14 protein-coding genes are annotated in these 11,083 nt (G+C 38.3%); all 14 read right to left on the reverse strand.

Annotated elements, in window-relative coordinates; translation table 11 throughout:
• Window positions 1–3: 3 nt before the first annotated feature.
• The 14 genes from IGL37_RS10260 to smpB all read right to left on the reverse strand — a co-directional run bounded on the left by IGL37_RS10260 (window position 4) and on the right by smpB (window position 11,071).
• Window positions 4–1,173: an AI-2E family transporter gene (locus tag IGL37_RS10260; protein ID WP_002381494.1), complete on the reverse strand. Its 1,170-nt coding sequence runs from the start codon at window positions 1,171–1,173 to the stop codon at window positions 4–6.
• A 4-nt stretch (window positions 1,174–1,177) separates the two neighbouring features.
• Entirely contained in the window at window positions 1,178–1,546 is a 369-nt protein-coding gene (locus IGL37_RS10265) for a PTS glucitol/sorbitol transporter subunit IIA (protein ID WP_002356567.1), read from the reverse strand.
• 127 nt (window positions 1,547–1,673) lie between these two features.
• The gene (locus IGL37_RS10270; protein ID WP_002356564.1) at window positions 1,674–1,850 is read right to left on the reverse strand and encodes a DNA-directed RNA polymerase subunit beta; all 177 of its coding nucleotides are present in this window, start codon (window positions 1,848–1,850) and stop codon (window positions 1,674–1,676) included.
• Between the two features lie 13 nt (window positions 1,851–1,863).
• Complete coding sequence (murA, locus tag IGL37_RS10275; RefSeq protein ID WP_002356562.1) at window positions 1,864–3,165, reverse strand: UDP-N-acetylglucosamine 1-carboxyvinyltransferase; 1,302 nt, start codon at window positions 3,163–3,165, stop codon at window positions 1,864–1,866.
• A 102-nt stretch (window positions 3,166–3,267) separates the two neighbouring features.
• Entirely contained in the window at window positions 3,268–3,504 is a 237-nt protein-coding gene (locus tag IGL37_RS10280) for a DUF1146 family protein (RefSeq protein WP_002356560.1), read from the reverse strand.
• A gap of 188 nt (window positions 3,505–3,692) precedes the next feature.
• On the reverse strand, window positions 3,693–4,112 hold the full coding sequence (locus IGL37_RS10285) for a F0F1 ATP synthase subunit epsilon (protein WP_002356559.1): 420 nt from the start codon (window positions 4,110–4,112) through the stop codon (window positions 3,693–3,695).
• A gap of 16 nt (window positions 4,113–4,128) precedes the next feature.
• Window positions 4,129–5,535 carry a F0F1 ATP synthase subunit beta gene (gene atpD / locus IGL37_RS10290; protein ID WP_002356558.1) on the reverse strand — a complete coding sequence of 469 codons (1,407 nt, stop codon included), beginning with the start codon at window positions 5,533–5,535 and terminating at the stop codon, window positions 4,129–4,131.
• A 73-nt stretch (window positions 5,536–5,608) separates the two neighbouring features.
• The gene (locus IGL37_RS10295; protein WP_002359606.1) at window positions 5,609–6,517 is read right to left on the reverse strand and encodes a F0F1 ATP synthase subunit gamma; all 909 of its coding nucleotides are present in this window, start codon (window positions 6,515–6,517) and stop codon (window positions 5,609–5,611) included.
• Window positions 6,518–6,532: 15 nt separating this feature from the next.
• Entirely contained in the window at window positions 6,533–8,089 is a 1,557-nt protein-coding gene (gene atpA / locus IGL37_RS10300; RefSeq protein WP_002356555.1) for a F0F1 ATP synthase subunit alpha, read from the reverse strand.
• Window positions 8,090–8,117: 28 nt separating this feature from the next.
• Window positions 8,118–8,660, reverse strand: a complete 543-nt coding sequence (gene atpH, locus IGL37_RS10305) for an ATP synthase F1 subunit delta (RefSeq protein WP_002356554.1) — start codon at window positions 8,658–8,660, stop codon at window positions 8,118–8,120.
• Entirely contained in the window at window positions 8,647–9,177 is a 531-nt protein-coding gene (atpF, locus tag IGL37_RS10310; RefSeq protein ID WP_002365031.1) for a F0F1 ATP synthase subunit B, read from the reverse strand. The genes atpH and atpF overlap by 14 nt, the downstream gene beginning before the upstream one ends.
• A 137-nt stretch (window positions 9,178–9,314) precedes the next feature.
• Window positions 9,315–9,536 carry an ATP synthase F0 subunit C gene (gene atpE / locus IGL37_RS10315; RefSeq protein ID WP_002356552.1) on the reverse strand — a complete coding sequence of 74 codons (222 nt, stop codon included), beginning with the start codon at window positions 9,534–9,536 and terminating at the stop codon, window positions 9,315–9,317.
• Window positions 9,537–9,584: 48 nt separating this feature from the next.
• Window positions 9,585–10,304, reverse strand: coding sequence for a F0F1 ATP synthase subunit A (gene atpB / locus IGL37_RS10320; protein ID WP_002356551.1), 720 nt, complete (start codon window positions 10,302–10,304; stop codon window positions 9,585–9,587).
• Window positions 10,305–10,606: 302 nt separating this feature from the next.
• Entirely contained in the window at window positions 10,607–11,071 is a 465-nt protein-coding gene (smpB, locus tag IGL37_RS10325) for an SsrA-binding protein SmpB (RefSeq protein WP_002356550.1), read from the reverse strand.
• Window positions 11,072–11,083: the final 12 nt, after the last annotated feature.

Raw genomic sequence — 11,083 nt, forward strand, 5'->3', positions numbered from 1 at the left:
TTGTTACGTAGATTCTTGTTGATCTGGCTTATCTTCATCATACAAACCGGAAACAATTTGGTACCACTCAAAAATGTGTGTAATTATCACCTTAGCTGCGGCATAAACAGGAATTCCTAAAATCACCCCGACAATCCCAAATAGTTTACCAGACGTTAATAAAACAACCAAAATGGTGACTGGATGAATGGATAACTGACTGCCTAGGACAAGTGGTGAAATAAACCGACCTTCGACCGTTTGCTCAATGGCAAAAACAATCAAGACTTTAATTAACAAAGCTGGCCCACTGACAATTCCTAAAAAGACTGCTGGAATCATGGCTAAAAATGACCCTAAATAAGGGATTAAATTTAAAAAGCCTGCTGCAATACCTAAAGTGACTGCATAATCTAAGCCAATGACAGAAAAACCAATCATAAACATAATTGCCACTGCGAAAGCGACAGTTAACTGTCCTCTAATATAAGAAGAGACTTGATCATTGACTTCTGCAAGAACTTTTAAGGTTGGTTTACGCATCTTCACTGGTAAAAACTTCATTAAATATGGCGCTAAGTTTTTGCCATCTTTCAGTAAATAAAATAGAATAAACGGCATCGTAATGATGGCGACAAAGATCGTAGCCACCGCCCCAAAGAAATTACCAATTCCTTGTACTGTGAACGTTGAGACGTTTTTAATGATGGTACCTAACGAACTGACAACTTTATCGCCTGCCGCTTCAAGTTGTTCTCTAAATTGCGCAAAAAGTGGATCACTTAATATTTCCTGCGATTTTTGATCAATTGTATCAATATATTGAGGAAAATGATTCACAAAGCTGACAGATTGCTCACGAATTTTAGGAACGATTACAATACCACCCCAAATGAGTAGTGCCACAATTAAAATAAATAGGCCGATAATACTCCAGACACGCGAGATTTGTTTTTTCTCTAAATAATCGACAATCGGATTTAATAAATAATATAAAATCCCCGCCATAATTACTGGTAAGCCGACAACGCCAAAAAACTGCCAGACGGGCTTAAATAAATAAGAAACTTTCGTAAAAGTTAGAATAATTAACAGCACCAATAAGACAATCAGTAAGGCTGTTACTACTTGATTATTTAAAAACCAACGCCAAAACCAAGACAGGCGTTTATCAGTCGTTTGTTTTTTATCCATTGATTCACGCTCCATTTACTAAATAATCAATTGTTGTTCCAATGGTTATCTTTGGTAACTGATGGGGCGTTAAATAAACACCATTTCGGATAACATCATCCTCATCGGTTGGTGCATCAGCAAAGATTAAAGTGCTGTGAGCGATACTTTGCAAGTTACTATTGGCAAAAGAACCCACTTTTGTGATTGTATAGTTTGTATCGCCAATTTTCAGATGATCTCCTTCTGCCAAGGTAACTTGGTCTTTTTCTGGGAATGATTGAATAACTGCATGTTGCTTCAAGGTATCGGTAGCAGTTTCTCCAAAAAGAATAATCATTTTTTCTGAATCATCGATTGCATGTTTGCCTATTTCTGTTACGGTTGCTTGCATCTTCCATCCCACTCCTTCATTATCTTACTTCTATTATTATAGCATAGAATAAAATAGATATTCAGGAAAAAGAAAAGGCGGTGAACAATCGTCAATTGACTTTTGTTCACCGCCTTAAAATAAGTTTTTATTTAAAGAAGTTCATAATATGAGTCCAAATTTTTTCATCAAAGACATCCATTGGATTCCCATTTCCAATCAAACCATAACCAATCATTGTTCCCACAACAAATAAGATAATGACTAACGAAATGACCACTAGAATTTTCAATAATGTTACTAAAATATAACGAAATGAACTCATACGTTTGACTCCTTTAGATTACTGTCGTTGCTTGTTTTTCTTCAATTTTTTCATCATTGACACGTTCAACGTTCGCGCCTAATTTTTGAAGTTTTTTATGGAACTCATAATAGCCACGATCTAAATATTTCAAATTAGAGACACGTGTAATGCCATTTGCACGTAACCCTACTAAAATCAATGCGGCAGCTGCCCGTAAATCAGTGGCTTCCACTGCTGCTCCTTGTAACTCGTTGCCACCATTAATAACGGCAATGTTGCCGTCAATTTTTAAGTCAGCGTTCATTCGACGCATTTCCTCTAAGTGTTGGTAACGATTTTCAAAGACTGTTTCTGTCACGATGCTTGTTCCTTCAGCAAACATTTGGATCGCTGTCATTTGTGCTTGCATGTCTGTTGGGAAACCAGGATGCGGCATTGTCTTAACATCTGTTGGTTTTAGATGTTTTGGTCCAATTACACGGATGCCATTTTCTTCTTCTTCAATGATTGCACCCATTTCAGTTAATTTAGAAATTAGCGGACGATTATGTTCAGAAATTGCTTCTTCAATTAAAACATTTCCCTCAGTCATTGCTGCAGCTACCATGAACGTACCTGCTTCAATTCGATCTTGAACGATTGAATGCTCTACGGCATGTAATTTATCGACGCCTTCGATACGCATCGTTTCTGTTCCAGCACCGATAACATTGGCACCCATTTTGTTTAAAATGTTTGCTAAGTCAACGATTTCAGGTTCACGAGCAACGTTTTCAATGATGGTTGTTCCTTTCGCACGAACAGCAGCCATCATAATGTTTTGCGTAGCGCCGACACTTGGGAAGTCTAAGTAAATAGTGTTACCGATTAGTTCATCCGCAATTGCTTCAATGTAACCATTTTTTTGGATGATTTTTGCACCTAATGCTTGGAAGCCTTTTAAGTGTAAATCAATTGGTCGTTTTCCAATGGCACAGCCACCTGGCATTGCCACTTTGGCATGGCCATTACGAGCCAATAAAGGTCCCATTACAACGATAGAAGCACGCATTTTACTAACGTACTCATAGTTTGCTTCGATCCCTAAAGGTTGTGTTGCGTCTATTGTTACTTCATTCGCGTCTTCATCAAAATCAATGGCTACATTCAAATGCTTAATTACTTGATTCATTGTAAATACATCAGATAAAATTGGTACATTTTTTAAAGTAGTAACGCCTTCTTCAGCTAAAAGAGTAGCTGCTAAAATTGGTAAAACAGCGTTTTTGGCGCCTTCAATTTTTACAGTTCCTTCTAATTTTGTATTACCACCATGAACAATAATTTGTTCCATTTTGTTCCCCCCAAAAAAATGAGAATAGGTATTCCTATTCAAAATCTTTACTATTATACCATTATTCAACTAAAAATTGTACCTTTTTTTATTTTTCAATTTTTAAGGAAAATACACAATGAAAAGATTTCGACAAAGCGCAATCAATTCTAAAGCAAACGAGCTAACTGTGTATCCGATAGCGATGGCGAAAAATACCATCAACATTCTGATTTGCGGTGTAAATTGGGTTTTGAAAAATTGCTCAATACGCAATGATTGCAACGCCCAAAAACTTATGTAAATGAACATAAGATGACTAACGATTCGAACAATAGCATCTACTCCATAGTATTGCATAAGGAGCCTCCTTTTTTCTAACGTAGGAACATTTTATCACAAAATAATAAAAACCGATAATTAATCCACTTGAAATGCCAAAATTTGACACTATTTATTAAAAAATACGAAGAAATAGAGTTTAAGGCACCTGACTCAATAGCAAGCGCCTTAAACTCTACAAAAGTGACTGAATCCTTCAGCCTTTTTTACCCATGTTTCGATACGTTGATCCGGTTGATTGCACGATGCAAAGCAACAGTCGCACGACGTAGTTGATCGCGGTCGTCTTTTGCTTTGGCTTCTTCAATTAAACGTTCTGCTCGTTGTTTTGCTCGTTCAGCACGAGGTACATCGATATCTCGTTCACGTTCAGCACTATCGGCAATAATAGAAACGACATTATCACGGACTTCCATGATACCACCATTTACAGCTACCCAGTCAACATGTGTATCTGAATCGGTCCGTTTGATGCGGACTTCATCAATCGCTAGCGGAACGATGATTGGCGCATGTTTTGGTAAAATACCAATCTCACCATCTGTTGTTTTCGCCACAACGATTTTTGCATGGTGGTCATAAACTAGACCATTCGGCGTTACTACATTCACAGTAAGACTATCCATTGTGTTTGCCGCCTTTCTAGTAGTTTAATTGTTTCGCTTTTTCGATGGCATCTTCAATTTTACCGACACTACGGAAGGCTTCTTCTGGCAGATTGTCATGTTTACCTTCAAGAATTTCTTTAAAGCCACGAACTGTTTCCGCAACTGGTACATAAGAACCAGGTTGACCTGTAAATTGTTCAGCAACGTTAAAGTTTTGAGATAAGAAGAATTGAACACGGCGTGCGCGACCAACAAGTACTTTTTCGTCATCTGATAATTCGTCCATCCCTAAAATAGCGATGATATCTTGTAATTCACGGTAACGTTGTAAAATATGTTGCACTTCGGTAGCCACTTCGTAGTGTTCTTCTCCAACAATTTCAGGAGCCAAGGCACTAGAAGATGAAGCTAACGGATCTACCGCTGGATAAATCCCTTGTTCGGTTAATTTACGTTCCAAGTTAGTTGTTGCATCCAAATGGGCAAACGCTGTTGCTGGCGCTGGATCGGTATAGTCATCGGCTGGAACATAGATTGCTTGAATAGAGGTAATTGATCCTTTTTTCGTTGAAGTAATCCGTTCTTGTAATTGTCCCATTTCAGTCGCTAAGGTTGGTTGGTAACCTACGGCTGACGGCATCCGACCTAAAAGGGCAGAAACTTCTGAACCGGCTTGGGTGAAACGGAAAATGTTATCAATAAATAATAGCACGTCTTGTCCTTCCACATCACGGAAATATTCAGCAATCGTTAACCCAGTTAAGGCCACACGCATCCGTGCACCTGGTGGTTCGTTCATTTGACCAAAAACCATGGCTGTTTTTTCAATAACGCCTGAATCTTTCATTTCATAGTACAGGTCGTTCCCTTCACGTGTCCGTTCACCAACACCAGTAAAGACGGAAATCCCTCCATGTTCTTGGGCAATATTATGAATTAATTCTTGAATTAAGACGGTTTTACCAACACCGGCACCACCGAAAAGTCCGACTTTACCACCTTTTAGATAAGGCGCTAATAAGTCAATAACTTTAATCCCTGTTTCTAAAATTTCATTACTGGTACTTAATTCATCAAATGCTGGCGCTTTTTTATGAATCCCACTACGTTCAGCATCTGCAGGGAATGGCGCTTCTAAGTCAATTGTGTCTCCTAAAACGTTAAACACACGACCCAATGTATCTTTACCAACAGGAACTGAAATTGATTTTCCTGTATCGATAACTTCCATTCCACGTTGTAAACCATCTGTCGATTCCATGGCGATAGAACGAATCACTCCATCACCTAGTTCTAAAGCGACTTCAAGTACTACTTTTTGTTTTGCTTCGCCATTTTTATAAACGACTAAAGCGTTGTTAATATCGGGTAAGGATTGATCTAATGAAAATTCCACGTCAACAACGGGACCGATTACTTGAACAATCTTTCCTGAACTCATAATTTCTTTCCTCCAGTCTTCATAAAGTCACACGCTTTGAACGTTTTTATAAACGTTCAAACGTAAGACTAGATTATTCTAGTGCAGCTGCACCAGCAACAATTTCTGTAATTTCTTGGGTAATCGCCCCTTGACGAGCACGGTTATAAGAAATTGTTAAATCGCTAATAATATTTTGCGCATTGTCAGTGGCTGTTTTCATGGCGGTCATCCCAGCAGCATGTTCTGCTGTTTTCGCATCAATGATCGCCCCATAAATTAAGCTTTCTGCATATTGTGGTAATAATTGATCCAAGATTGCTTCAGGTGAAGGCTCTAAAAGATATTCTTGTTCGTAAGAGGTCGCCTCTGATGGATCTAAATCAGTAATTGGCAACATTTTTTCCACACGAAACTGACTCGTTAGTGAGTTAACGTGGTGATTATAACAAACATACAATTCATCAAACACTTCGTTTTGGTACATAGTCGTTGCCGTTGTCACAATCTTACGGACTTCTTCAAACGTTGGTTGATCCGTTAAGCCTCTTAGCTCATAGGAAACATCGATTCCGCGTGCTTTAAAGAAATCCGCCCCTGTACCACCAATAGCGATTAAGGCATATTCTTTATTAGAATCATGGTCTTCTTGAATCATACTCATGGTTTGTTTTAAGATTGAGCTATTGTAGCCACCAACTAACCCTTTGTCAGAAGTGATAACGATATAGCCTGTTTTTTTGACAGGTCGTTGTGCTAACATCACATGATAGTTCCCTTCACTAAGAGAAGATTGTTCTGTTTCACGTAATTCACTTAACTGAGCAGCTACTAAATGCGTAACGACACTACGAATTTTTGAAGAATATTCTTGAAAGCTTTTAGAGGCGCCTTCTGACTTGGTCAATTTGGCTGCAGAAACCATTTGCATCGCTTTGGTAATTTGGCTTGTCTTTTTTGTTGATGCAATGCGTTGTTTGATTTCGTTTAATGAAGCACCCAATGTCGCTCACCTCTCTTATGCGTTATCGATTTTTTCTAAAGCTTCTTTGGCTGAATCTCCGCTGTTGTTTGCCGCTGCAAACATTTCAGAAAACTCTGTAATCGCTGCATCTAATGCATCAGTATCTGGTAAGTCTTTCGTTGTACGAATGGTTTCCAATAAGTCTGCATGTTTGCCATCAAAATAATCGAATAAATCTTGTTCAAAGTGTAAAATTTTATCCACGCTCACGCTATCTAAAAAGCCGTGTGTTAACGCATATAAAATTAAGACTTGTTTTTCTACAGGCAGTGGCGCATGTAGTTTTTGTTTTAAAATTTCTACCGTACGACGACCACGGTTTAATTTAGCTTGTGTTGCCGCATCTAAATCAGAGCCAAATTGTGTAAAGGCTTCTAACTCACGGTAACTAGCTAAGTCTAAACGAAGCGTTCCGGCAACTTTTTTCATTGCTTTGATTTGCGCTGATCCTCCGACCCGAGAAACAGATAACCCAGCATCAACGGCTGGACGAGTGCCTGCATAGAACAAGTCGCTTTCTAAGAAAATTTGTCCATCAGTGATTGAAATAACGTTTGTTGGAATATAAGCAGAAATATCGCCTGCTTGTGTTTCAACGAATGGTAAGGCTGTCATTGAACCACCACCTAATTCATCACTTAATTTAGCTGCACGTTCTAACAAACGTGAGTGTAAATAGAAGACATCCCCTGGATAAGCTTCACGACCTGGTGGACGGCGTAATAGTAGAGAAAGTTCACGATAAGCCACGGCTTGTTTTGATAAGTCATCAAAAATAATTAAGACATGTTTGCCGTTATACATGAATTCTTCACCCATTGCAGTTCCTGCATATGGTGCAATGTAAAGTAATGGTGCTGGTTGTGAAGCCCCTGCAGTCACAACGATTGTATAATCTAAGGCACCAAATTTACGAAGTGTCTCTACTTGGTTACGAACAGTAGATTCTTTTTGACCAATCGCTACATAAATACAAATTACATCTTGTCCTTTTTGGTTAATAATTGTATCAATTGCAATCGATGTTTTCCCTGTTTTACGGTCTCCAATAACCAATTCCCGTTGTCCACGACCAATTGGTACTAGGGCATCAATGGCTTTTAAGCCAGTTTGCATTGGTTCAGCAACAGATTGACGTTGCATAACACCGGGAGCTGTTGCTTCCACAGGACGTGTTTTGTCTGTTTTAATTTCGCCTAAACCATCTAATGGTTGACCTAATGGATTAACAACACGGCCAATCAAAGCTTCCCCGACGGGTACTTCCATGATTTTGCCTGTGCGTTGTACTTTATCTCCTTCACGAATGGTTTCAAAATCGCCAAGGATAATAATCCCTACATCATTTGTTTCTAAGTTTTGTGCCATTCCGTATGAACCGTTTGAAAACTCAACAAGTTCTCCACTCATGGCATTTTCTAAACCGTGGGCGCGGGCAATTCCGTCACCGACGTAAGTGACTGTTCCAACTTCTTCAACAGCAAGCTGTTGTTGATAGTTTTCGATTTGTTCTTTAATCAAGGCACTGATTTCTTCTGCTTTGATAGCCATTCAATTCACCTCTTTGTAGTCCTAAAGATTATTTTAATAACTTCTGCTGCATATGTTCTAATTGTTTGCGGATGCTGCCATCGATTACTTGATGGTTTGCTTCAATAACCACTCCGCCGACAATTGACGGGTCAATTAAATTGACTAAATGCGCTTGTTCATACCCTAATAATTGGGCAGCTTTTTCTTCCATTGCTTGATGTTGTTCTTTTGATAAAGGAATGGCTGTTGTCACTGAACCCAAAATTAGTCCTTGGTGCTCATCATAACGTCGTTCATATTCATCAATCATCAAGAGCAGATCGTACATGCGACGATATTCGTAAACCACTCGCAAAAAGTTTTGCATCATTTCACTAAAACCTGTTACTAGTTTTTCCATGATGCTGTCTTTTTCATAAGGCTCTAAGCGATCATCACTTAAAATATCGCCAATACCAGGTACTTGGTGATAGACTTCGCGAAGCGTCAATAATTCTTGATAAATTGCTTCAGCTTGGTTCTTTTCAACTGCCAACTCAAACAAAGCCTTGCCGTAGCGTTTACCAACTGTATATTTATCTAGTTTCATTTGCTTTACCTAAACTTTCAATATAAGAATCAATCAATGCTTCATGTGCATCTGGTGTTAATTCTTTATTTAAAATTTTGGCTGCAATTTGAAGAGAAAGATCTGCCACTTCATTTTTTACTGAAGACAATGCTTCTTCACGTTCTTGAGAAATATCTGTCCGAGCTTTTTCGCGTAAGCGAGTAACTTCCGCAGTTGTTTCTTTTAATGTTTTTTGGCGAGTCTGTTCTCCACTTTCTTTCGCGTTTTTAATAATTTCAGCTGCTTCTGATCTGGAAGAAAGTAATTGTTGTTGACGTTCTTTTTCCATTTTCGCTGCTGCTACGCGAGATTGTTCTGCAGAGTCTAAATCGTTGGCAATTTTTTCTTCACGTTGTGTCAAAATATCTACGATTGCTCCCCATGCATATTTCTTTAATAAGAGCATCAAGATTAAAAATGCACCACTGACAACAATCATCGTGCCTAGTGTGGTACTAGGAGCCGTTTCACCGACTACCAATGTAGTAAGTAGCATGAAGTCTCAACTTCCTTTCCTGCAAAAATCGATTTAGCTTCTTCAATTGCTTTATCACCAGCTATTGAAAAGGCTAAAGATAGAAGAAAGCAGTGACGGTCCCGATAATAATCAGCGTCCTGCCTCCATTTTATTGCTTATCTGAATAAAAGTAATAAAGAAACAACGACACCTAAAATTGGCACAGCTTCGATTAAAGCGACCCCGATAAACATTGTTGTTCTTAATTGACCAGACATTTCTGGTTGACGAGTCATTGACTCGATTGTTTTTGAAATAACTTGTCCGTTACCGATAGCGGCTCCGATAGCTGAACCGAAAATTGCAATTGCTGCTGCGATAAAATTTAATCCTTCCATTGTGTAAAATCCTCCTAAAAGATAATTTTTGTCCTTCGTATTTCTTGATTATTCTTCTGTTTCAATTTTGTGTGACATATAAACCATTGAAAGTGTCACAAAGATAAACGCTTGGATACATCCAATAAAGATTGAGAATGCTACCCAAATCATTTCTAGCGGAATTGCTAGTGGGATAACCCATAATCCGACGCTTGCTACGGTTCCAGCAATCAAGCCCAAGAGAACTTCGCCGGCAAAAATGTTTCCGTACAAACGCAAGCCTAATGTTAATAGATTCGTGAATTCTTCCATTAATTTTACCGGTAGTAAGAAACCAACGGGTCTTAAATAACTATTAACTAGATAGCCTTTAAAACCAAAGCGTTTCATACCAAAGAAGTGTGTTAAGACAATCATCATCATCGCTAACGTTAAGGTTACGATTGGATCGGCGGTTGGACTTTTCCAAACGCTGAGATCGTCGCCCACAACGATTTTTGTAACGAGACCCAAGATGTTTGAAACAAGCACAAACATGAACAGGGTAAACGCCATTAAATGAAAATTGCTCACTTCTTTACGAGGTAAATTGTCTGTAATGATTCCACGAATAAAATCCACTAACCATTCGATGACCGTTTGTTTGCCTTTAGGTCGTAGCTTCATATTTCTCGTACAAGCATAGACAAAGGCGAAAACAATGATACACGTCAACAGCACCATCAAAACAATGGTTCCATCAAACCAAATTGGTCCGATATTGAAGAGTAATTTCTTCTCTTCCAAATCAATTCACCTCTTTTCCAACAATCTTTCAGAAGTTTCATCCTACTCCTGAGTGATAATCCCTGGCAAAGCTATCGTACCACCACTTGTTGATAATTTACAAATAGTTTACTTTTAAAATTTCATGTGTTGAAAATTGGTTGGAAAACCTTTTCCATAAACCAATCTAATGCAGGGTGGTACTGCTTTCCGAAGCGATTAAAAAATGAATCATTTACATTCATTTACTCAACACTTACCAGATTTTACACCTAATCCGAAGAAAGGCAAGCAAATATGCGAAAAAGAATAAATTTACATTTTTAACGTCGGTTATTTTTTAATGTTCGACTGATTTGTCGGTCAACTTCCTTACGTTTCAAGTCTTCACGCTTGTCGTACTGCTTTTTCCCTTTAGCTAAACCAATCAAAACTTTGGCATAGCCATCTTTAATATAGACCTTCAAAGGTACTAATGTGATACCTGTATTTTTGGTTTCGCCGATTAACTTATTAATTTGTTTTTTGTGTAATAATAATTTTCTGGTACGTAATGGGTCATGATTAAAAATATTGCCCTGTTCATATGGACTAATATGAACATTATACAAAAAGGCTTCTCCGTTTCGAATTCGTGCAAAACCATCTTTTAAATTGATACGACCATTTCGAATAGATTTGATTTCTGTTCCTTGTAAAACAAGACCTGCTTCAACCGTATCGATAATTGAATAATCATGTCTAGCTTTGCGGTTTTGTGCGATTAATTTTCCTTCCCCTTTTGGCATAAGCGACCTCCT

Origin of the sequence: Enterococcus sp. AZ119 (assembly GCF_050546175.1) — a bacterium.
Taxonomy (GTDB): domain Bacteria; phylum Bacillota; class Bacilli; order Lactobacillales; family Enterococcaceae; genus Enterococcus; species Enterococcus faecalis.

Bases quoted from the DNA above. Each gene is read 5' to 3' on its own strand.
- atpA (WP_002356555.1), bottom strand. From the start codon at position 8,089: ATGGCTATCAAAGCAGAAGAAATCAGTGCCTTGATTAAAGAACAAATC.
- atpD (WP_002356558.1), bottom strand. From the start codon at position 5,535: ATGAGTTCAGGAAAGATTGTTCAAGTAATCGGTCCCGTTGTTGACGTG.
- smpB (WP_002356550.1), bottom strand. From the start codon at position 11,071: ATGCCAAAAGGGGAAGGAAAATTAATCGCACAAAACCGCAAAGCTAGA.
- IGL37_RS10265 (WP_002356567.1), bottom strand. From the start codon at position 1,546: ATGCAAGCAACCGTAACAGAAATAGGCAAACATGCAATCGATGATTCA.
- IGL37_RS10260 (WP_002381494.1), bottom strand. From the start codon at position 1,173: ATGGATAAAAAACAAACGACTGATAAACGCCTGTCTTGGTTTTGGCGT.
- atpH (WP_002356554.1), bottom strand. From the start codon at position 8,660: ATGAAACTAGATAAATATACAGTTGGTAAACGCTACGGCAAGGCTTTG.
- IGL37_RS10270 (WP_002356564.1), bottom strand. From the start codon at position 1,850: ATGAGTTCATTTCGTTATATTTTAGTAACATTATTGAAAATTCTAGTG.
- IGL37_RS10280 (WP_002356560.1), bottom strand. From the start codon at position 3,504: ATGCAATACTATGGAGTAGATGCTATTGTTCGAATCGTTAGTCATCTT.
- murA (WP_002356562.1), bottom strand. From the start codon at position 3,165: ATGGAACAAATTATTGTTCATGGTGGTAATACAAAATTAGAAGGAACT.
- IGL37_RS10285 (WP_002356559.1), bottom strand. From the start codon at position 4,112: ATGGATAGTCTTACTGTGAATGTAGTAACGCCGAATGGTCTAGTTTAT.
- atpF (WP_002365031.1), bottom strand. From the start codon at position 9,177: ATGCTACTTACTACATTGGTAGTCGGTGAAACGGCTCCTAGTACCACA.
- atpE (WP_002356552.1), bottom strand. From the start codon at position 9,536: ATGGAAGGATTAAATTTTATCGCAGCAGCAATTGCAATTTTCGGTTCA.